The organism is Streptomyces sp. NPDC034670, assembly GCF_055574875.1.
Window position 1 is genome coordinate 1,893 of the sequence record NZ_JBVITR010000042.1, and the last position, 20,075, is coordinate 21,967.

Below are 20,075 nucleotides of genomic sequence, written 5' to 3' on the forward strand. Positions count from 1 at the left end.
GAAACAACACCCCCCGCTAGACGGCCACGCCGCCCCCGTGGCGCGGCGCCCCACAGAAGCAGGCGCCGAACGGCGCCCGCCCGACCCGGCGGGAGGGCCGGAGCCGGCCTCCGGCTCCGGCCCTCCCCGTCCGCGCTCGCGAAGGAGAATCCGCCATGATCGCTCACACCGTCGGTGAAGTGATGACCAGGGACGTCGTGCAGGCCCACCGGACGACGCCGTTCAAGGAGGTCGTGCGGCTGCTCGACCACCACCGGATCAGCGGACTGCCGGTGGTCGACGCCGACGACAAGGTCCTCGGCGTCCTGTCCGGGAGCGACCTGGTGCGCGCCCAGGCGCACCGGGACGATTCCGCCCCGCCTCCCGCCCTGACGGCGGGGGACCTGATGTCGAGCCCCGCGATCACCGTGCACCCGGAGCAGACCGTGCCGGACGCGGCCCGGCTGATGGAGCGCCGTGGCGTCGAGCGGCTGCCCGTGGTCGACGAAGCCGACCGCCTCGTCGGCATCGCCACCCGCCGCGACCTCCTCCGGGTCTTCCTGCGCGCGGACGACGACATCCGCCGCCAGGTGACCGGGGAAATCGTCGTCGACGTGCTGAAACTGCCGTCCGACGCCGTCCTCGTCTCCGTGCGCGACGGTGTCGTCACCCTCGCCGGCCGTGTCGAACGGCGCAGTCAGGTGCCGGAGCTCCTGCACGCCGCCTGGCGCCTCGAAGGCGTGGTCGGCGTGGTGAACCGCCTCGGCTTCCGCGTCGACGACTGTGCGCCACCCGCCCGGCTCGCTCGGATCGGGAGCCCGTGACCGCAGCGGCGGGCGGTCCCGTGCCGCGGCCCGACCAGCGGGGCACGGCGCATTGCCTCATGGTGGGTTGTGCGGGCGGCTTCCGGCCCGGCCGGCGTGGCGGAACCCGGCGGCGTGCGCCCGTCGCGGCTCCTCGAAGGAGGTCACCATGGGGGAACAGGGACCGCTCGTCCCCGGCGAGACGTGGCGGGCCGTGGCCGCGGGCTTCCCGTGGCGGGGCCTCGCGCCGGCCGGCGTGCCCGGTTCGATCCGGTACGCCGTCGTGCCGGGGCTGCGCCGCGACGGCGTGACCGCCGGCTCCCGGCCGGTCGAGGACCCGGGGCCGGTCGACGCCGCACGGTGGCGCACGACGGCCGGGACGTGACCGCGGTGGTGGACGTCCTGGTCGTCGGGGCCGGTACGACGGGCCTCACCCTGGCCCTGGAGGCCCACGACCACGGGGCGCGGGTCCGGATCGTCGAGCGGCGTCCCGAGCCGTTCCGGCCCTCCCGTGCGCTCCTCCTGCACCCGCGGACCCTGGAGGTCCTGCGCCCGCTCGGCGTCACGGACGCCCTGCTGGAGCTGGCGGACACCGCCCCGGCGGCCCGCCTGCACCTCGGCTCCCACGTCGTCGAAGCCGCGCTCGCGGACCTCGCGCTGTCCGACACGGCGTTCCCCCACCTGTCGCTCGTGCGGCAGGCGGACGTCGAGACGGTGCTGACGCGGGCGCTCGCCGACCGCGGGGTGACGGTCGAGCGGGGCACCGAACTGCTCACCGCCCGCGACGACGGGGACGGCGCGCGTGCCGTGCTGCGCTCGCGGCACGGCGTCGAGGAGGTCCGCTGTCGCTTCGTCGCCGGCTGCGACGGCCCGGCCAGTGCCGTGCGGGCCTGCGCCGGCATCGGGTGGCACGGCAGGCCCTACGCCGAGGAGGCGGTCCTCGCCGACCTCGACCTCGGCGGCATGTCCACCGGTGCCGGCGCCCGGGTGTTCGCGGGGCGCCGGGGTCTGCTGTTCCTCTTCCCGCTCGGGGAGCAGGCCGCCTGGCGGCTGCTGGCCACGCGGGCGTCCGCCGGCGGGGCCGGGCGGGACTCCGGCCGGCCCGGGGCCGCCGTCCCGGAAGCCGAGCTCCGACGCCTCCTGGACGACACGGGGACGAAGGCGCGGATCGAGCGTCTCGCGTGGTCGGCGCGGGTGCCGCTGCAGCGCGGCCTCGCCCGGCGGTTCCGCCGGGGGCGGCTCTTCCTCGCGGGGGACGCGGCCCACGCCTACGCACCGGCCACCGGTCAGGGCATGAACACCGGTATCCAGGACGCGGTGAACCTCGGCTGGAAGCTCGGCTTCGCGACGAGCGGTTGCGGGGGCGGGTCCGCAACCGGGCGCGATGCCGAGGTGCTGCTCGACTCCTACGACCGGGAGCGCAGAGCGGCCGCCCGCCGACGGCTGCTCCTCACCCACACGGCGTTCTGGGCGGAGGCGTCGACCGGCCGGCTCCCCTCGTGGCTGCGCGCGGTGGCCGTTCCGCGCGCGGCCCCCGCCGTCCCCGCGCTCCTCGGCCGGCGACGGCTGGTCGCCGAGGCCGTCCGGCTCGTCTCCCAGCTGCGTGTGCACTACCGGCACAGCCCCCTGTCGATGGAGGGGACACCGCCCCTGCGGGGGGCTCCTCGCCCGGGCGACCGCCTGCCCGACGCGGCCGTCAGCGTCGGGGGACCCGCCGAGCGGTTGCACGGGCTGCTGGCCCGCCCGGGCGTGCACCTGCTGCTGCAGCGTGATGCCGCCCCGCCGCCGGACACGCCGGCCGGAGGCCGGGTGACCGTCCTGCGGCTGTCGAACAGCCCCGGCCGCGGCCTGGTGGCCGTCCGCCCGGACGGGCACGTCGGCTTCCGCTGCGGGGCCGCCGACACCGCCGGGCTGACCGGCTGGCTCTCCCTGATCGGCGCGGCGGCGCCCCCGCCCGTCCGGCCGTGAACACCGGGCGACGGGGCCCCGCCTCCCGGCCACGGGAGGGTGACGGCCCCGAGGGGGCGGCGGGCGGCCGGGAGCGGTCGGCGTGAGCGGAAACGGAATGGTGACGGCCCCGAGGGGGCGGCGGGCGGACGGTCCGGGTTGCCCGGGCGCCCTCCCGGGGCGACGGTGGAGGGGACCGGCCGAGCCGGCCAGGGAGCAGATGACCATGCGAGCCCTCGTCTACCACGGTCCCGGACGGGTCTCCTGGAGCACCGTCACGGACCCGGCGATCGAGGATCCCACCGACGCCGTCGTGCGCGTCGAGACCACGACCGTCTGCGGCACCGACCTGCACATCCTGCGCGGGGACCTGCCCGAGGTGAAGGCGGGGACGGTCCTCGGCCACGAGGCGGTCGGCGAGGTGGTCGAGGTCGGCCGCGACGTCCACCGCCTGCGCCCCGGGAACCAGGTGATCGTCTCGTCCGTCTCGGCCTGCGGCCGCTGCCGGCCGTGCCACGACCACATGTTCGGGCAGTGCCGCGGAGGCGGTGGGTGGATCCTGGGGAACCTGATCGACGGGACCCAGGCGGAGTTCGTGCGGGTGCCCTTCGCCGACCACTCCGTCCACCGCCGGCCCTCCAGCCTCCCGCGCGACGACGCGGTCCTGCTCTCCGAGGTCCTCCCCACCGCGTACGAGGTGGGAGTGCGCAACGGGCACGTGGGCCCGGGGGACACCGTCGTCGTGGTGGGCGCGGGTCCCGTCGGGCTCGCCACGGTGGCGATCGCGCGGCTCTACTCACCCCGCCGGATCATCGCGGTGGACCTGTCCGACGCCCGGCTGGAGGCCGCCGTCCGCATGGGCGCCGACGCCGCCGAAGTGCCGGGGAGGATGATCGCCGATCTGTCCGACGGGCCCGGCGCCGACGTGGTCGTCGAGGCGTCGGGCGAACCCGAGGGCTTCGTGCTGTGCACCCGCGCCGTCCGCGCGGGCGGCCGCATCGCCGTCATCGGCACCCCCGGCAGAGCCGTCACGCTGCACCTCGAGTCCGTGTGGCGCAAGAACCTGACGATCAGCACCGGTCAGGTCGACACCTCCTCCACGTCCTGGCTGCTGGAGCTGCTGAGGTTCAAACGCCTGCCCGTCTCCCCGCTGGTCACCCACACCTTCGGCCTCGACCGGGTGGTGGACGCCTACGAGGTGTTCTCCCGCGGCACGGCTTCCGGCGCGCTCAAGGTCGCCCTGCAGCGTGGCTGAAGGGCGCGGCCGGCAGGACTCCGAAGGCCTGCCGGGTCGTCTTCCCGGGCCGCCCGGCTCCGGGACTGGCCGGGGACCGGCGGTGCCGGGGAAACGAGCCGGGGGCCGCGGGCGACGCGGAGCGGTACCGCGCCGTGCGCTGCGGGCCCGCGAGGAGCCGCGGGTCGCCGCTGCGTTCGGCGGCGCGCTGTCACGCCCCCTGCGGCACGACCGCCACCGGGCAGGCCGCGTGGTGGAGCAGGGTGTGGCTCACCCGGCCGAGCTGGAGACCGAAGTGCCCGGACCTGCGCCGGGCGCCGACGACCACGAGGTCGGCGGCGGCCGAGCGGTGCACGAGCACCTTGCGGGCCGGTCCCTCGACCGCCGCCCGGCGCACCCGCACGGCCGGATGGTCGGCCGCCGCCTCGGCGACGAGGGCGTCGAGCAGGGCCAGGGCCCGTCCCTCGTGCTGGTGCGCCGGATCCCCGGCCAGGAGCGAGTGGTCGGCGTTCACGTACGTGGGGCAACGCCAGGTACGGACGACGTCCAGCTCGCACCCGCGCACCTCGGCCTCCCGGAACGCGAACCGGACGGCCTCGCCGCTCGTGCCGGGGTCGCCGGCACCGAGCAGGATCCGCCCGTGGGTTCCGGCCAGGCCGGCCCTGTCGCCCCGGACCACGACGACCGGGCAGGACGCGCGGGCCGCGACGGTCAGACCGACCGAACCGAGCAGTGCTCCCTTCAGCCCTCCGCGGCCGCGTGAGCCGGTCACCAGGGCAGAGGCGTCGCCTCCCTCGCGCAGGAGCGCGGACGCGGCTTCCTCGGCCACGGTCTCGGCCGAGACCTCGAGGCCGGGGTCGCGCCTGCGGGCGCGTTCCTCGGCGGAAGCGACGATGTGCTCCGCCGTCACCTGCTCCGGGGGGCGTTCCCGGCTCGTCCTCGGCGGCGTCCCCTCGTACCGCTCCCACAGGGAGGCGTGGACCAGCCGCAGGGGGAGGCCGTGACGGGCGGCCTCGTCCGCCGCCCAGTCGACGGCCAGAAGACTGTCTTCCGATCCGTCGACGCCCACGACCAGGGGAGGTTCCATGATGTCCACTGCCTTCTCTCGGGCTGCGTCGTGCAGCGGCCGGTGCCGCCTCCACGGTCTCACCCGGTGCCCGGCGGCGGCAGGGACGGACCGGCCCCCGCCGGGGCCGTCCGGCCCTGCCGCGGGGTGCCCGGCCGGACCACCGGACCGGCCCCCCGTGCGCCACCCCGGTCCTGGCCCGTACGGGTTCCGGGAATGCCGGGGGCGGAACACGCCGTACGACGGCCTCCCCGCCCCGCCCCGTGATCGGGGAGGGCCCGCCGCGGGGCCCGGTGCACCGGAGTCACCCGTCCGTTCCCCGGCATCGTCGAACGGGACCGGTCGCCCCGCGCGGGGCGCCTGCTGTCCCGCCCGGTGGGCGGACGGTTCGGCGGCTTCCGCGCCGGGGAGGCCGGCGGTGCCCGGGCGGCGGGCACCGCCCGGGGACTACGGGCAGGCGCGGGACGGGGCGGAGGGCCGGCCCCTCGGGAGGTCTGCCCCGGCCGCCCGGAGGAGCCGGCCGTCCCCGCACCCGCCCGACCGTCTCCGCCGGCGCGGCGGCGCGGGTCGCGGCAGCGTGGAGCTGCGCGGAGTGACGGGAGGACGCCGGCCCCGCCGGTGCGGGACCTTCCCCGAGGACGTACCGTGACCGCTCCCGGGTCGTCCGGCACCCCCGCGAAGAGCCGGTCGTCAGGTCACCAGACCGTGCCGGTAGGCGTAGACGACGGCCTGGACGCGGTCGCGCAGGCCGAGCTTGGTGAGGATGCGGGACACGAAGGTCTTGACGGTCTCGTGGCTGATGACGAGCACCGCGGCGATCTCGCTGTTGGACAGTCCGTCCGCGATGAGGCGGAGGACCTCCAGCTCACGGGGTGTCAGCGGGGTGTCCTGCGCGCCGCCCTCGGCGGGCCGGATACGGGCGGCGTAACGGCCCACGAGCTGACGCGTCACCTCGGGGTCCAGCAGCGCCGCTCCCGCGGCCACGGTCCGGATTCCGTGCAGCAGCCGGTCCGGCGGCGCGTCCTTGAGCAGGAACCCGCTCGCTCCGGCCCGCAGCGCCTCGTAGACGTACTCGTCCAGGTTGAACGTGGTCACCACGAGCACCTTCACGGGGTGCTCGACCCCGGCGCCGGCCAGCAGCCGGGTGGCCTCGATGCCGTCGAGGACCGGCATGCGCACGTCCATCACCACGACGTCCGGGCGCAGCCGGCCGGCCAGCTCCACGGCGGTCCGCCCGTCCCCGCACTCGCCCGCCACCTCCAGGTCGGGCTGCGCGTCGATGATGGTCGACAGCCCGGTGCGGATCAGTGCCTGGTCGTCGCAGACCAGGACCCGGACGGGCGCGCTCATGCCGGGCCTCCCGCGGGTATCCGCGCCCGGACGAGGAAGCCGCCGCCGGTCCGGTGGTCCGCGCTGAAGTCGCCGCCCAGGACGTCGACCCGTTCGCGCAGGCCCTCCAGCCCCCGCCCGCTGCCGCCGGGGGAACCGGCCCGCGAACCGGGACCGTCCGTGCCGACCTCCACGGTGATCTCCCTTTCGCCGTGGCGCACCAGGACCGAGGTCCGGCTGCCGCGGGCGTACTTGAGCGCGTTCGTCAGGGCCTCCTGCACGACCCGGTAGGCCACGAGGTCGGCGCTGCCGGTCGAGGCCGGCGGCGTGCCCTCCTCGGTGAACTCCACCGGCTGCCCGGCCAGCCGCGTCTGCTCGACGAGCGTGAGCACCCGCCCGACGGGCGGCGTCCTGTCCTCGCCGCCGCGGTCGGTGCCGTGGTCGGGGTTGAGCAGGTCGAGCAGGTGCCGCAGGTCGGTGATGGCCCGCCGGCCGGTGTCACTGACGGCGGTCAGGGCCTGGTCGAGGCGGTCGGGCGAGGCGGTCAGGTACCGGGCCGCCTCGGACTGCACGACCATCGCCGTCACGTGGTGGGTCACGACGTCGTGGAGCTCGCGGGCGATCCGGGTGCGCTCGGCGGTACGGGCGTCCTCGGCGACGCGGCTGCGGCGTTCGGCCTCCGCGGCCCGGGCGGAGCGCATCCACCCGCCGATGCCCCACGCGAGGGCCAGCGCCAGGTGGAACGTCACGAACCCGGCCACCGGTTCGTCGGACCCGCGGTGGTGGAGCGCGACCGCCAGAGCCGCGAACGCCGCGGACAGGACGACCGGGGCGGTGCGCCGGTACCGCTCCAGGTACGACCCGGCGCTCAGCAGCGCGACGGGCAGCGCGATGCCGGCCACGAGGTGGTAGCCGCGCAGCTGGTCGAGGGCGAAGCCGCACGACACCAGGGTGAGGCAGACGAGCGGCCACCGCCGGCGCACGGCGAGCGGAAGGCACTGCAGGGCGGCCGCCACACCGGCCAGCGCGTCGGCGGGGCGGGTCGGCAGACCGCCGATCTCCGTGCCGTTGCCGTGGAACGCCGGCGCGAACGACGCCACGAGGAGCAGTATCCCGAGCGGGAGGTCCCGGGCCGTGACATCGAGCCGGTGCCACAGCTCCGGGACGCGTCGACGATCTATCACCGGGGCAGTGTAGCGGCGGAGTCGACGCCCGCGGCCCGCCGGGAGCCGAAGGGCACGATGTTCCCGCGCCGGCGGGCCAGCCACAGAAACACCAGGGTCAGCAGCGCCCCGAGGCCCACCGAGTAGACGCTGGCCTCCGGCCCGAAGCCGCCGCCGGTGAGCAGTTCCGGGCCCGACGTCGAGGCGTCCAGGAGCCCTTGGTCGGTGCCGTTGCCGGAGACCTCGGTGCTGAAGACGCCGGCCGCGGCGAAGTTCCAGCCGAAGTGCACGCCGATCGGCAGCCAGAGGCTGCGGGTGGCGGCGTACGCGGCGGCGAGCATGAAGCCGGCCTCGATCGCGATGGCGAGGCCGCCCCACAGGGTCGCGTGCTCGTTGAACAGGTGCGAGAGGCCGAACACGAGTCCCGTCAGCACCATGGCCGTGTACGTGCCGACGTGCTCCTCGGTGATCCGGAACAGCACGCCGCGGTACACCACCTCCTCGGTCACCGCGGCGGCCGCCATGAAGCCGAGCAGTCCCAGTGCGCCGGTCACCGAGCCCAGGCCGCCGACGTCGTAGTACCCGGCGGCGAAGAGGTTCACGATGACGGCCGCGAACATCCCGCCGCCGATCAGGACGCCCCAGCCGGTCCGGGCCGCGGCGCCTTCCCGGGCCACGTCCGAGGCGGCCCGGTGCTCGGTCCGCCGCACCACCCACCCGTACACGAGCACGGTCAGTGCGGCGACCGTGACGCCGAGGACGAGCGTGAGCCAGTCGTTCTCCTTCACCGCGTTGACGGCGACACCCCCCAGGGCGTACACCGCCATGACGGCCAGGAACTGCCGGACGAACCTCATGAGAACCCCTCTGCCGGGCCGCGACCGGTGCGTCGCGGACTGCACCGGACGCTACGGAACCGGCCGCCGGGGATCGTCACCTCACGGTGGACACCTGGCGGTAGCTCGCACGGGGGACAGGCCCCCGGGCCGTCCCCCGGACCGGCCGGTCGCCGGTGTCGTTCCCGCACCCGCGGGGGTGACCCCGTGGCGGTGACGGCGCTCGCCGGCACGGGCGAAGCGGTCCGAGCGCTCCTCTCCCGGGCCTCCTCCCGCGGTTCCGGCCCGTCACCGCCGCGCCGTTCCGTGGGCGTGCCCGCTCCGCTCGTCACCCACGGGACGGCGCGGGCGGGAGGCCGCCTCCGCGTCCCGGGCACCCCCATAGGCGCCCGCGCACGTGACCTCCGCTCCCGCAAGGTCGATACTTCGGGAAGAAGGACGTCAGCCGGCCCGCGCCCGACCACCCCGCAGAGCCGACGGGTCGTCGCCGAGGTCGGCGCCCGGTCGGCGTCAGTACCGCCGCAGCCCGCTTCCGGCCGCTGCGGACCACCACGATCGAGAACGGCCCCATACCGAGTCCGACCAGCCAGAACGCAGGTCGAAGACCCACCTGCCGAGCGCCTCAGGAGGCACCCATGAAGATGCTCATCAACGTCCCGGAGACCGTCGTGGCGGACGCGTTGCGCGGTATGGCGGCGGCCCATCCCGAGCTGGCGGTGGACGTGGAGAACCGGGTGATCGTGCGCAAGGACGCGCCCGTGGCCGGGAAGGTGGCCCTGGTCTCCGGCGGGGGGTCCGGGCACGAGCCGCTGCACGGCGGGTTCGTGGGGCCGGGGATGCTGTCGGCGGCCTGTCCCGGCGAGGTGTTCACCTCGCCCGTGCCCGACCAGATGGCGCGGGCGGCGGCGGCCGTGGACAGCGGGGCGGGGGTGCTGTTCGTCGTGAAGAACTACACCGGTGACGTGCTCAACTTCGACATGGCCGCCGAGCTGGCCGAGGACGAGGGCATCCAGGTCGCGAAGGTGCTGGTCAACGACGACGTCGCGGTGACCGACAGCCTCTACACCGCCGGACGGCGGGGGACGGGGGCGACCCTGTTCGTGGAGAAGATCGCGGGCGCGGCGGCGGAGGAGGGCCGGCCGCTGGAGCAGGTGGAGGCGGTCGCCCGGCAGGTGAACGAGAACTCCCGCAGCTTCGGGGTGGCGCTGAGCGCCTGCACGACGCCCGCCAAGGGCACCCCGACCTTCGACCTCCCCGACGGTGAACTGGAGCTGGGCATCGGCATCCACGGGGAGCCCGGCCGGGAACGGCGGCTGATGATGACCTCCGGTGAGATCGCCGAGGCCGCGGTGGACGCGATCCTGGCGGACGTCACCCCGCGCAACCCCGTCCTGGTCCTGGTCAACGGCATGGGCGCGACGCCCCTGCTGGAGCTGTACGGCTTCAACGCCGAGGTGCAGCGGGTGCTCGGCGAGCGGGGCGTGCCCGTCGCCCGTGTCCTCGTCGGCAACTACGTCACGTCCCTGGACATGGCGGGCGCCTCGGTCACCCTGTGCCAGATCGACGAGGACCTGCTGCGGCTGTGGGACGCGCCGGTGCGGACCCCGGGGCTGCGCTGGGGCATGTGAGGGAAGCCGGGGAAATGGTGCACGAAGACCTGGTACGCGAACCCAGTACGCGAGGAGATCCCGTGCTCGACGCCGACTTCTTCCGCCGTTGGATGACGGTGACCGCCGAATCCGTGGACCGCGAGGCGCAGCGGCTCACCGCCCTCGACTCGCCGATCGGCGACGCCGACCACGGCAGCAACCTCCAGCGCGGGTTCACGGCGGTGCGGGCCGCGCTGGAGAAGGAACCGCCCGCCACGCCCGGCGCGGTGCTGACCCTGTCCGGGCGGCTGCTCGTCTCGACCGTGGGGGGTGCGTCGGGCCCGCTGTACGGGACGCTGCTGCGCCGCACCGGCAAGGCGCTCGGGGACGCCGCCGAGGTCAGCGAGCGGCAGTTGGCCGACGCCCTGCGCGCCGGGGTGGAGGCGGTGATGCAGCTCGGCGGGGCCGCGAAGGGCGACAAGACGATGATCGACGCGTTGCTGCCCGCCGTGGACGCACTCGGCGACTCGTTCGCCGCGGCACGCGATGCCGCCGAGGAGGGCGCCGTGGCCACGACACCGCTGCGGGCCCGCAAGGGCAGGGCCAGTTATCTCGGCGAGCGGAGCGTCGGGCACCAGGATCCGGGAGCCACGTCGTCGGCGCTGCTGATCGCCGCGCTGGCCGACGCCGCTTCGGGGGCGGAGGCCGGGGATGAGTGACGGGAAGCCGGTGGGGATCGTCCTGGTGTCGCACAGCGCGGCGGTGGCCGCGTCGGTGGCGGAGCTGGCGAAGGGGCTGGCGGGTGCCGGTACCGCGGTTCCGGTGGCGCCGGCGGGCGGTACCGGGAGCGGCGGTCTCGGCACGAGCGCGGAGTTGATCACCGCGGCGGCCGCGTCCGTCGACCGCGGAGCCGGTGTCGCCGTCCTGACCGACCTGGGCAGCGCGGTGCTCACGGTGAAGGCGCTGCTCGCGGAGGGCGACGAACTGCCCGAGCACACCCGTCTGGTGGACGCGCCGTTCCTGGAGGGCGCGGTGGCCGCGGTGGTCACGGCGGCGACGGGAGCCGATCTGGCGGCGGTGGAGGCGGCCGCCGCGGAGGCGTACGCGTACCGGAAGACGTAAGGGGCCGGCAGGGGCGAGGGGGGTGGGAGCGGGTTCCCCTCCCCCGCCGCCCTCCGTCCTCCCCCGCCGCCGTTCCCCGGCACCGGGTCCCCGAGCCGGTGGTTCCGGCCGTGCGGCGTCCCTGGCCGGACCGGCCGGACCGGACCGGCCGGACCGGCCGGCGCAGGATCGCACCGGTGGCCGTGACAGGGGCGGACGTGACAGGACCGGGGGCCCGAGCCCGTGTCCGCTCCGGCCCCCGGCCGCCCGTGCCGGCGCGGGGTCTGCGACGACAGCGGTCCGCGCCACGGGCCTGAACTCCCGAGCCCTCGTGGGCAGTTCAGCCGTTCGTGCACTCAGCATACGTAATGCGCCGGAGCGTCCGTCCACGGACACCCTCTTGATGTGACCTCGTCAGTAGGGTCATATTGGTCCGGACCATTGTCCGGGTCCTCGCCCGGGTCCCTTCCGTGTGCCGCCCGGAGGCAGAGTCGTGCCAGGCGTTCCCGCTGCCGCGTCCCCGCGCCGCCTCGTCGTGTTGTGCGGGGTGCTCCTGCTGGTCACCTCCTGCGGTGGAGGCCGTCCGGGTGAGGCGGTGGAGCGGCCGCCCGGAGCGCCGACGGGCGTCACGGCCGAGGCCGGCAGCGCCACCAGCGTGCACGTCATGTGGAACGCGGTGGCCGCGGCCGACGCCGAGGTGAGCCGTTACGAGGTGTATCGGGGCACCACCAAGGTCAAGGAAGTACCCGGTTCCGAGCACATGGTGGACGTCACCAGGCTCCGTCCCTCGACCACCTACGTCTTCACCGTGCGGGCACGCGACGCGGACGGGCGGCTCGGACCGAGCAGCCGGGAGGTCCGGGCGACGACCCCCGGGGCGGCGGCAGCGGACGGCTCCGCCCCCACCCGTCCGGCGGAGCTGCGCGGACGGGCGGCCGGGAGCCGGGCGGTCCAGCTGTCCTGGTCCGCCTCGACGGACGACCGGGGTGTGGTGTCCTACGACATCCACCAGGGCGGGAAGAAGATCCACAGCGTCGGCGGGAACCAGACGGCCGCCGTGGTCACGGGGCTGCGGCCGGGCACCCGTTACGTCTTCACCGTCCGGGCCCGGGACGCGGCCGGCAACCTCTCCCCGGCCGGCGCCGCCGTCCGCCTCACCACCCCCGGCAGCGGGGACGGCGGGAACGGCGCGCCCACCGCGCCGACCGGCCTGCGCGTCACGAGCCACCGGTCCGACGGGGCGTACTACCTCGACCTGAGCTGGGTGCCGCCGCGGGTGGACGGAGTGGTCACCGAGTACGAGGTGCACCTGGACGGCCGCGCGGCCACCTCGCTCGTCCAGGGCGGCGACGCCCCGCGCGACCGGGCGGCGTACCGCTTCTACGTGGGGCGGGACCCGGGCGTCACCCACCGGGTCCGGATCCGGGCGATGCTGCCGGACGGGACCTGGGGCGGCTTCTCGGCGGAGCGCACGGTGACGACGGGGCCGCGGCGCTGACCCGCGCCCCGCGGTCGGCCGGACGGCGCAGGGCGTCACCTGCCCCGCGGTCGGCCGGACGGCGCAGGGCGTCACCTGCCCGGCGGCGACCGGAGTGCGCGACGGGTCGGGTGCGTCTTGGCTGGCCTTGTGGCAGCACGGGTTCCCCGATTCTCGGCGGTGCACGGAACGCACCACCGGCCGTGCCGCCGGAAGGCAGTCCACATGCGCACTTCGAAGCCACTGCTCGGTTCCGGCCCGATCGCGGCGGCCACCGCCGCGCTGGCCCTCGCCCTGACCGGTCCGGCCGCCGCGAACGCCGGGATCTCCGTCAGCACGACCGGGTCGACGGTCTCGGTCACCACCAGTGCGTGCACGCAGGTCAACGGCAGCTGGGGCAACGCCTCGCTGCTCACCGGCAACCAGACGAGCTTCTCCCAGGGCCGTCAGGTGGCGCTGTCGGGGACCGCCTCGGGACAGTCCGCCGCCTGGGGGGACGTCACCCCGGGCTCGTACACGGTGATCGTGATGTGCTCGAACGGCAACCCCGCCGGCACGCAGTCCGTCGTCGTCTCGCCCGCGCCCAGCCGGTCGGCGTCCCCCAAGCCCTCACCGTCCCTCGGGGTGCTGGGCGGCATCGGCGGCGGCTCGAAGGACTACGGCACGGTGACCCTGGTGGCGGGCGGCACGCTGGTCGGCGCCGGTCTCCTCGGCACGGCGTGGTACCTGCGCCGCCGCAGCAGGCCGCGCCACCTGTAGACGCGGCGCCGGCCGCCGCCACGTCCGACGCGCTCCGGTCGGGCGGCCGGCGTCGTCCCCCCGCGGAGCGAGGCGGTCACGCCCGGGGCTCCCCGGGCCGCTCCGCCTTCCCGGGGTCCGGCAGGTGCGCGAACTCCGACAGCGCGTGGGCGAGCCACCGGGTCCAGAAGGTCTCCAGGTCGATGCCGGCGCGCAGCACCAGGTGCCGCAGCCGGTCCTGGGGCCCGTCCTTGCCGGGTGGGAAGTCGCGGCGCTCGATCTCCCGGTACTCCGCCAACTGGCGCTCGTGCAGTTCCAGGTGGCGCCGCAGGTCGGCCTCGAGCCCCGCGGTGCCGACCACGGCCGCCGCCCTCAGCCGCAGCAGCATCGCGTCGCGGTGCGGCTTGGGGTCCTGGGGCGCGCCGGTCCAGCGGGCCAGTTCCGCACGTCCGGCCGGCAGGACCTCGTACGCCTTCTTCTGCCCCCGGGCCGGCTGCTCGGCGGGGAGGGCCCGGATCAGGCCCTCCGCCTCCAGTTTCCCCAGCTCGCGGTAGATCTGCTGGTGCGTGGCCGACCAGAAGTAGCCGATCGACCTGTCGAACCGGCGCGTCAGCTCCAGCCCCGACGACGGCTTCTCGAGCAGGGCGGTGAGGATCGCGTGCGGGAGTGACATGGGCTCATCCTAGGGAGAGCGCCGGCTTCCCCTACAGCGCCGCCGCCAGCTCGGTGCCCTGCTTGATGGCGCGCTTGGCGTCCAGTTCGGCGGCCACGTCGGCGCCGCCGATCAGGTGGGCCGCGCGGCCGGCGCCGACGAGCGCCTCGTACAGGTCGCGGCGCGGCTCCTGTCCGGTGCACAGGACGACCGTGTCGACCTCCAGGACGGTGCTCTCGCCGTCGAGGGTGATGTGGAGCCCGGCGTCGTCGATCCGGTCGTAGCGCACGCCCGGGACCATGGTGACCCCGCGGTGCCTGAGCTCGGTGCGGTGGATCCAGCCGGTGGTCCTGCCGAGGCCGGCGCCGACCTTGGAGGTCTTGCGCTGGAGCAGGTGGACGGTGCGGGGCGGGGCGGGGCGCTCGGGCGCGGCGAGGCCGCCGGGGGCGCGGTAGTCGAGGTCGACGCCCCAGCGGCGGAAGTACGTCTCGGGGTCCTCGTGCGCCCGGTCACCGCCGTCGGTGAGGAACTCGGCGACGTCGAAGCCGATGCCGCCCGCGCCGAGGATCGCGACCCGGTCGCCGACGGGGGCGCCGTCGCGGAGCACGTCGAGGTAACCGAGGACGCTTCTGTGGTCGACGCCGGGGATGTCCGGGGTGCGGGGGGTGACGCCGGTGGCGACGACGACCTCGTCGTGGCCGGCCACGTCGTCGGCGGTGACGTGCGTGTCGAGGCGTACGTCGACGGCCAGTTCGGCGAGCCGGGTGCGGAAGTAGCGCAGGGTCTCGTCGAACTCCTGCTTGCCGGGGACCTTGCGGGCCACGTTGAGCTGGCCGCCGATCTCGCTCGCGGCGTCGAACAGGGTGACGTCGTGGCCGCGTTCGGCGGCGCTGACGGCACAGGCGAGGCCGGCCGGGCCGGCGCCGACCACCGCGATCCGCTTGCGGCGCCGGGTCGGGGCCAGGACGAGTTCGGTCTCGTGGCAGGCGCGCGGGTTGACCAGGCAGGAGGTGATCCGCCCGCTGAAGGTGTGGTCGAGGCAGGCCTGGTTGCAGCCGATGCAGGTGTTGATCGCCTCGGGACGGCCGTCCGCGGCCTTGGCGACGAAGTCGGGGTCGGCGAGCATCGGGCGGGCCATCGACACCATGTCCGCGTGCCCCTCGGCGAGCAGCCGCTCGGCGAGGTCGGGGGTGTTGATGCGGTTGGTGGTGACCAGCGGGACCGACACCTCGCCCATCAGGCGCTTGGTCACCCAGGTGTACGCGCCGCGCGGCACCGAGGTGGCGATGGTGGGGATGCGGGCCTCGTGCCAGCCGATGCCGGTGTTGATGATCGTGGCGCCGGCCGCCTCGACGGCCCTGGCCAGCGTGATCACCTCGTCCAGGGTGGAGCCGCCGGGGACCAGGTCGAGCATGGAGAGCCGGTAGACGACGATGAAGTCCTCGCCCACCGCCTCGCGCACCCGGCGGACGATCTCGACGGGGAAGCGCATCCGGTTCTCGGGGGAGCCGCCCCAGCGGTCCGTGCGGTGGTTGGTCTGCGGGGCGGTGAACTCGTTGATCAGGTAGCCCTCGGAGCCCATGATCTCGACGCCGTCGTAGCCGGCCTGCCGTGCGAGGCGGGCGGCGCGGGCGTAGTCGTCGACGGTGCGCTCGACCTCGGCGTCGGTGAGCTCGCGGGGCGGGAAGGGGCTGATCGGCGCCTGGAGGGGGCTGGGGGCGACCAGGTCCCGGTGGTAGGCGTACCGGCCGAAGTGCAGGATCTGCATCGCGATGCGCCCGCCCGCGCGGTGCACGGCCTCGGTGACGACCCGGTGCTGCTCGGCCTCCGCCTCGGTGGTGAGCCGCGCGCCGCCCTCGTGGGGCCGCCCCTCGTCGTTGGGGGCGATGCCGCCGGTGACGATGAGGCCCACGCCGCCGCGGGCGCGGGCGGCGTAGAACTCGGCCATGCGCGCGAAGCCGCCCTCGGCCTCCTCCAGGCCGACGTGCATGGAGCCCATGAGGACCCGGTTGGGCAGGGTGGTGAAGCCCAGGTCGAGGGGGCTCAGCAGATGGGGGTAACGGCTCATGGGGGCCCTCCGTGCACGCGGTGTCGTGCCTGTAGTTGTAGAGGACGCCCACCGCTTTATGCAACTAGTTGCATAAGCGTGACGGAGGGCACACCGGACCGGTGGCACCGCGGGTCCGGCGGGCCCGGCCGGATCACCGGCTCTCGAGGCGCAGGTGCAGCTCCTCCTCCTGGTCGCCGGGGACCGCGCTCAGGTCGCGCACCGTGAACAGGGAGTCCAAGGTGGTGCGGAAGCGGTCGACCGCCCAGTAGCCGCCGTACACGTCGGCGTCGACCGACGAGGACAGCCGGGCCGGGCGGGCGCCCTCGTGCGCGTCGGCGACGTCGAACGTGCCGAGCCACACCGTGGGACGGGTGTCGTGGAACTTCTCCGGCACGTCCTCGGCGCACCGGTCGGACGCGAAGCACGCGCACAACGTGTCGAACACGATCCGGGCGTCGTCCTTGCTGCATCCGCTGATCTCGACCGAAACTGATTCCGGGTGCGGTCGCTCACTGTCCATCGTGATCGCTCCTCTCGTGGCCCTGCCGCCGTGCCCGCCCCTCCCCCAGCAAAGCACCCCCCGCCAGGGAGCACTACCCGCGGACGGGCCCCGCGGCGACGGCGTCGCGGGGCGCCCGGCGCGATGGTGCGGGAAGGTGGAAGCAGACGGCGGGAGCGGCGGAAAATCGTCCCCGCGCGCGGTAGAACAAGGGGAGTCGGCACGGTGACGGCGTGCCGGGAGGATCGGCGAAGGCGGGGCCTGGGATGAGTGCAGCGGGGTGGTCATCCCCGGGCGACGGCGGCGGGCCGGTGCCCGGGCCGGTGCGGCCCAGCGGGCTGCTCGACGTGCTGCGCGTGGCCTCGGTGGTCCTGGACGCCCAGGGGCGGATCACCCTGTGGAGCCCCCAGGCCGAGGAACTGTTCGGGTACGACGCGCAGGAGGCGCTGGGCCGGTACGCCGCCCGGATCATGGTGCACGAGGAGCACCTGGACCTCGTGGTGAAGCTGTTCGCCGACGTCATGCGCACCGGGCAGAGCTGGGCCGGGGCCTTCCCGATCCGGCGCAAGGACGGCACGACGCGGCTCGTGGAGTTCCGCAACATGCGGCTGCTGGACGACCGGGGGGAGGTCTACGCCCTCGGCCTGGCGGTGGACCAGTCGACCGTGCGCCGCCTGGAGCGGGACGTGGCGCTGTCCACGCGGATCGTCGCCCAGTCCCCCATCGGGCTGGCCGTGCTGGACTCCGCCCTGCGGTACGTCACGGTCAACCCGGCGCTGGAGCAGATCAACGGCGTTCCGGCCGAGGCGCACCTGGGCCGCACGCTCCGCGAGGTGCTGCCGATGCTGGACACCGGGCCCCTCGAGGCCGCCGCCCGCGAGGTGCTGGACACCGGGCGGCCCGTGGTCGACCGGCCCACGGTCGGCCGCACCCCGGCCGATCCGGACGAGGACAACGCCTGGTCGGTCTCGCTGTACCGGCTGGAGAACGCGCTCGGCACGGTGCTGGGCGTGGCCCTGTCGATCGTGGACATCACCGAGCAGTACCGGGCGAGCGTCGAGGCCGAGACCGCCCGGCGCCGGCTGGCCCTGATCGCCGACGCCTCCGCGCGGATCGGCACCACGCTGGACCTGGAGCGCACGGCCGGCGAACTCGCCGAGGTGGCCGTGCCGGAGCTGGCGGACGTGGCGGCGGTGGATCTGCTGGACGCGGTGGTGCGGGGCCGCCCCAGCGCCTTCGACCCGGCCGAGTCCGTGCCGATCCGGGCCCTGGCGGCACGGGGGGCGGACGCGGAGGACGCGCTGCGGGCGGCCGATCCCCCGGGGGAGGTGGCCCGGTACGCGCCGGACCGGCTGGTCACCGAGTGCGTGCGCACCGGGCGGCCCGTGATGGTGCCGCGGGTGAAGGACGAGGACCTGGCGCGCATCGCCCGCTCCCCGGAGGCCACCGAGCTGCTGGCCCGGGCGGGCGTCCACTCGTACCTGGCCGTGCCCCTGATCGCGCGCGGCGAGGTGCTGGGCGCCCTCGACCTCAAGCGCACGCACAACCCCGCGCCGTTCGACGAGGACGACCTGCTGCTCGCGCGGGAGCTGGCCGCCCGCGCGGCCGTGCAGATCGACAACGCCCGCTGGTACCAGAACGCCCGTGCCACCGCCCTGACCCTCCAGCGCAGCCTGCTCCCCAGCCATCCGCGGGTGACGGGCGGACTCGAGGTGGCCTCCCGCTACCAGCCGGCGGGCGCCACCAGCGAGGTGGGCGGCGACTGGTTCGACGTGATCCCGCTGGAGGGCGACAGGACCGCCCTCGTCGTGGGGGACGTCATGGGCAGCGGCATCCCCGCGGCGGCCGCCATGGGCCGGCTGCGCACGGCGACCACGACGCTGGCCTCCCTCGGCCTCGATCCGGCCGTGCTCCTGGAGCACCTGGACAGGATCACCGACGGCCTGGACCAGGCCATCGCCACCTGCGTCTACGCCGTCCACGATCCCGGCGCGCGGCGGTGCACCCTCGCCAACGCCGGGCACCTGCCACCGGTCCGGATCCGGTCCGGCCACGCCCCGGAACTGCTCGACCTGCCCACCGGGGTGCCGCTGGGGGTGGGCGGGGTCGGGTTCTCCACGACCACCGTCGACCTGGACCCGGGCGACCGGCTGGTCCTCTACACGGACGGTCTCGTCGAGACGCGGCACCACCCGCTGGACGAACGCCTGGACCGGCTGCTCGCCCTGCTGGACGGCCCCGACCGCTCCCTGGAGGAGGTCTGCGACCTGCTCCTGCGCACCCTGCACGAGCCCGACAACTTCGACGACGTGGCCCTGCTCATCGCCCGCGCGACGGCACCCGCCTGAGCCCGCGCCGACGGCGCCGGCCGCCCGGGGCGGGCGGCCGGCGCCCCGGGCCCTACGCCCCGACGCCGATCACGACGTGGGCGCACCGCTCCTCGCAGACGGCCAGGCGGGTCCGCAGTCCCGCCCCGGTGAGGACGGCGACGGCGGCGGGTGCCTGGCGGCGGCTCGTCTCCACCAGGAGGCAGCCGCCGGGCGCCAGCCAGCCGGGCGCCCCGGCGGCCACCCGGCGCAGCACGTCGAGGCCGTCCGCGCCGCCGTCGAGCGCGGCGCGCGGCTCGTGGTCGCGGGCCTCCGGGGGCAGCAGACCGATCTCGCCCGTGGGTACGTAGGGCACGTTGGCCGCCAGGATGTCGATCCGGCCCCGCAGCCCGCCGGGGAGCGCCTCGAACAGGTCGCCCGCGTGGACCCGCCCGCCGAACTCCGCGACGTTGCGGCGGGCACAGCGCACGGCGGCCGGGTCGACGTCGGCGGCGTGCAGCTCGACCTCGCCCAGTCCGGCCGCCAGGGCCGCGCCGACGGCGCCCGAACCGCAGCACAGGTCCACGACGACGGCCGCGCCGGGCGCCTGTGCGAGGGCCTGCTCGACGAGGAACTCGGTGCGGCGGCGGGGTACGAAGACACCGGGTTCCACGGCGACGCGCCGGCCGCGGAACTCGGCCCAGCCGAGCACGAGTTCGAGGGGCAGGCCGGTCGCCCGGCGTCCGGCCATCGCGGCGGCGTCGTCCGGGGTGGGCGCGGCGGCGAGGATCAGCTCGGCCTCGTCCTCGGCGAAGACACAGCCCGCGGCGCGCAGCGTGGCCACGACGGCGGCCCGGGAGGCGGGCGGGACGGCGCGACGGCCGGGGAGGAGGGGGCGGGTGAAGGGGACGGCGTGTGCGGCAAGAGCCCGGGCCTTTCGGAAGCCGAAGGGCGCCCTCGCGGTCACCTAGCGCCGGCGGTCCGCGTCGCTTCGGGAGGAGAGCACCCGGTCTGACACAGCGGTGATGGGTCCCACCTCCTCGGCTTCCCGGCCGGGTCCCTCCGCGGCCGGACGGTCACCCTATCCGAATCCCCCGGGGGCCGCACGGTGCCGGGGGAACCCGGGTCGCGAAGGCGGTGTCCGCGGTGTCCGGGCGGACGCGGCCGAGGCCGCGGGGCCGCCCGGCGCGGAACGGTGGTCCCCGCCCGCCGGACCCGCTCCGGCCGCCCCGGACGCGGACGGCCGTCCGCACCCCTTACGGTGGGACACCGCAACCACTGGCACGCCCCCGCAACGGAAACCACC

General features: G+C 75.5%; 18 protein-coding genes. 10 read left to right on the top strand and 8 right to left on the bottom strand.

Going from position 1 to position 20,075, the window contains the following annotated elements:
- Nucleotides 1-155 precede the first annotated feature (155 nt).
- The 4 genes from ACZ56B_RS24310 (at nucleotide 156) to ACZ56B_RS24325 (ending at nucleotide 3,984) form a co-directional block, all read left to right on the top strand.
- Nucleotides 156-803 (top strand): CBS domain-containing protein, encoded by a 648-nt coding sequence (locus ACZ56B_RS24310; RefSeq protein WP_468794317.1) that lies wholly within the window; start codon nucleotides 156-158, stop codon nucleotides 801-803.
- A gap of 148 nt (nucleotides 804-951) precedes the next feature.
- Nucleotides 952-1,167, top strand: a complete 216-nt coding sequence (locus ACZ56B_RS24315; RefSeq protein ID WP_468794320.1) for a hypothetical protein — start codon at nucleotides 952-954, stop codon at nucleotides 1,165-1,167.
- Nucleotides 1,143-2,750, top strand: coding sequence for an FAD-dependent monooxygenase (locus ACZ56B_RS24320; protein WP_468794323.1), 1,608 nt, complete (start codon nucleotides 1,143-1,145; stop codon nucleotides 2,748-2,750). The genes ACZ56B_RS24315 and ACZ56B_RS24320 overlap by 25 nt, the downstream gene beginning before the upstream one ends.
- Before the next feature lie 205 nt (nucleotides 2,751-2,955).
- A complete protein-coding gene (locus ACZ56B_RS24325) occupies nucleotides 2,956-3,984 on the top strand; it encodes an alcohol dehydrogenase catalytic domain-containing protein (RefSeq protein ID WP_468794628.1) in 1,029 nt (342 codons plus the stop codon).
- Nucleotides 3,985-4,174: 190 nt separating this feature from the next.
- On the opposite strand, the gene ACZ56B_RS24330 is transcribed toward ACZ56B_RS24325, so the two are convergent.
- The 4 genes from ACZ56B_RS24330 to ACZ56B_RS24345 all read right to left on the bottom strand — a co-directional run bounded on the left by ACZ56B_RS24330 (nucleotide 4,175) and on the right by ACZ56B_RS24345 (nucleotide 8,378).
- Nucleotides 4,175-5,050 (bottom strand): universal stress protein, encoded by an 876-nt coding sequence (locus ACZ56B_RS24330; protein ID WP_468794325.1) that lies wholly within the window; start codon nucleotides 5,048-5,050, stop codon nucleotides 4,175-4,177.
- Nucleotides 5,051-5,719: 669 nt separating this feature from the next.
- Nucleotides 5,720-6,379, bottom strand: a complete 660-nt coding sequence (locus ACZ56B_RS24335; protein ID WP_468794327.1) for a response regulator — start codon at nucleotides 6,377-6,379, stop codon at nucleotides 5,720-5,722.
- The gene (locus ACZ56B_RS24340) at nucleotides 6,376-7,542 is read right to left on the bottom strand and encodes a sensor histidine kinase (protein WP_468794330.1); all 1,167 of its coding nucleotides are present in this window, start codon (nucleotides 7,540-7,542) and stop codon (nucleotides 6,376-6,378) included. Before ACZ56B_RS24340 ends, ACZ56B_RS24335 begins: the two co-directional genes overlap by 4 nt.
- Nucleotides 7,539-8,378, bottom strand: a complete 840-nt coding sequence (locus ACZ56B_RS24345; protein WP_468794333.1) for a lysostaphin resistance A-like protein — start codon at nucleotides 8,376-8,378, stop codon at nucleotides 7,539-7,541. The genes ACZ56B_RS24340 and ACZ56B_RS24345 overlap by 4 nt, the downstream gene beginning before the upstream one ends.
- 614 nt (nucleotides 8,379-8,992) lie before the next feature.
- Here ACZ56B_RS24345 and dhaK point away from each other — a divergent pair.
- From dhaK to ACZ56B_RS24370, 5 genes are all read left to right on the top strand, one after another.
- Entirely contained in the window at nucleotides 8,993-9,985 is a 993-nt protein-coding gene (gene dhaK, locus ACZ56B_RS24350; RefSeq protein WP_468794335.1) for a dihydroxyacetone kinase subunit DhaK, read from the top strand.
- A 62-nt stretch (nucleotides 9,986-10,047) separates the two neighbouring features.
- Nucleotides 10,048-10,665 (top strand): dihydroxyacetone kinase subunit DhaL, encoded by a 618-nt coding sequence (dhaL, locus tag ACZ56B_RS24355; protein WP_468794631.1) that lies wholly within the window; start codon nucleotides 10,048-10,050, stop codon nucleotides 10,663-10,665.
- Nucleotides 10,658-11,068 carry a PTS sugar transporter subunit IIA domain-containing protein gene (locus ACZ56B_RS24360; protein WP_468794474.1) on the top strand — a complete coding sequence of 137 codons (411 nt, stop codon included), beginning with the start codon at nucleotides 10,658-10,660 and terminating at the stop codon, nucleotides 11,066-11,068. Before dhaL ends, ACZ56B_RS24360 begins: the two co-directional genes overlap by 8 nt.
- 472 nt (nucleotides 11,069-11,540) lie before the next feature.
- Nucleotides 11,541-12,545, top strand: a complete 1,005-nt coding sequence (locus ACZ56B_RS24365) for a fibronectin type III domain-containing protein (protein WP_468794477.1) — start codon at nucleotides 11,541-11,543, stop codon at nucleotides 12,543-12,545.
- A 204-nt stretch (nucleotides 12,546-12,749) separates the two neighbouring features.
- Nucleotides 12,750-13,283, top strand: a complete 534-nt coding sequence (locus ACZ56B_RS24370) for a hypothetical protein (protein WP_468794480.1) — start codon at nucleotides 12,750-12,752, stop codon at nucleotides 13,281-13,283.
- A gap of 76 nt (nucleotides 13,284-13,359) precedes the next feature.
- Here ACZ56B_RS24370 and ACZ56B_RS24375 read toward each other — a convergent pair whose 3' ends face one another.
- The 3 genes from ACZ56B_RS24375 to ACZ56B_RS24385 all read right to left on the bottom strand — a co-directional run bounded on the left by ACZ56B_RS24375 (nucleotide 13,360) and on the right by ACZ56B_RS24385 (nucleotide 16,484).
- Entirely contained in the window at nucleotides 13,360-13,935 is a 576-nt protein-coding gene (locus ACZ56B_RS24375) for a PadR family transcriptional regulator (protein ID WP_468794483.1), read from the bottom strand.
- A gap of 31 nt (nucleotides 13,936-13,966) precedes the next feature.
- Nucleotides 13,967-15,982, bottom strand: coding sequence for an FAD-dependent oxidoreductase (locus tag ACZ56B_RS24380; protein ID WP_468794486.1), 2,016 nt, complete (start codon nucleotides 15,980-15,982; stop codon nucleotides 13,967-13,969).
- Nucleotides 15,983-16,115: 133 nt separating this feature from the next.
- The gene (locus ACZ56B_RS24385) at nucleotides 16,116-16,484 is read right to left on the bottom strand and encodes a hypothetical protein (RefSeq protein ID WP_468794489.1); all 369 of its coding nucleotides are present in this window, start codon (nucleotides 16,482-16,484) and stop codon (nucleotides 16,116-16,118) included.
- Nucleotides 16,485-16,729: 245 nt separating this feature from the next.
- On the opposite strand from ACZ56B_RS24385, the gene ACZ56B_RS24390 reads away from it, so the two are divergent.
- On the top strand, nucleotides 16,730-18,811 hold the full coding sequence (locus ACZ56B_RS24390; protein ID WP_468794492.1) for a SpoIIE family protein phosphatase: 2,082 nt from the start codon (nucleotides 16,730-16,732) through the stop codon (nucleotides 18,809-18,811).
- Between the two features lie 52 nt (nucleotides 18,812-18,863).
- Here the strand turns inward: ACZ56B_RS24390 and ACZ56B_RS24395 are convergent, their stop codons facing one another.
- On the bottom strand, nucleotides 18,864-19,613 hold the full coding sequence (locus tag ACZ56B_RS24395) for a putative protein N(5)-glutamine methyltransferase (RefSeq protein WP_468794495.1): 750 nt from the start codon (nucleotides 19,611-19,613) through the stop codon (nucleotides 18,864-18,866).
- Nucleotides 19,614-20,075: the final 462 nt, after the last annotated feature.

Coding starts and splice junctions, on each gene's coding strand:
- ACZ56B_RS24370 (WP_468794480.1), top strand. CDS start 12,750: ATGCGCACTTCGAAGCCACTGCTCGGTTCCGGCCCGATCGCGGCGGCC.
- ACZ56B_RS24385 (WP_468794489.1), bottom strand. CDS start 16,484: ATGGACAGTGAGCGACCGCACCCGGAATCAGTTTCGGTCGAGATCAGC.
- ACZ56B_RS24345 (WP_468794333.1), bottom strand. CDS start 8,378: ATGAGGTTCGTCCGGCAGTTCCTGGCCGTCATGGCGGTGTACGCCCTG.
- ACZ56B_RS24330 (WP_468794325.1), bottom strand. CDS start 5,050: ATGGAACCTCCCCTGGTCGTGGGCGTCGACGGATCGGAAGACAGTCTT.
- ACZ56B_RS24380 (WP_468794486.1), bottom strand. CDS start 15,982: ATGAGCCGTTACCCCCATCTGCTGAGCCCCCTCGACCTGGGCTTCACC.
- ACZ56B_RS24310 (WP_468794317.1), top strand. CDS start 156: ATGATCGCTCACACCGTCGGTGAAGTGATGACCAGGGACGTCGTGCAG.
- ACZ56B_RS24390 (WP_468794492.1), top strand. CDS start 16,730: ATGAGTGCAGCGGGGTGGTCATCCCCGGGCGACGGCGGCGGGCCGGTG.
- ACZ56B_RS24325 (WP_468794628.1), top strand. CDS start 2,956: ATGCGAGCCCTCGTCTACCACGGTCCCGGACGGGTCTCCTGGAGCACC.
- ACZ56B_RS24360 (WP_468794474.1), top strand. CDS start 10,658: ATGAGTGACGGGAAGCCGGTGGGGATCGTCCTGGTGTCGCACAGCGCG.
- ACZ56B_RS24315 (WP_468794320.1), top strand. CDS start 952: ATGGGGGAACAGGGACCGCTCGTCCCCGGCGAGACGTGGCGGGCCGTG.
- dhaK (WP_468794335.1), top strand. CDS start 8,993: ATGAAGATGCTCATCAACGTCCCGGAGACCGTCGTGGCGGACGCGTTG.
- ACZ56B_RS24335 (WP_468794327.1), bottom strand. CDS start 6,379: ATGAGCGCGCCCGTCCGGGTCCTGGTCTGCGACGACCAGGCACTGATC.
- ACZ56B_RS24375 (WP_468794483.1), bottom strand. CDS start 13,935: ATGTCACTCCCGCACGCGATCCTCACCGCCCTGCTCGAGAAGCCGTCG.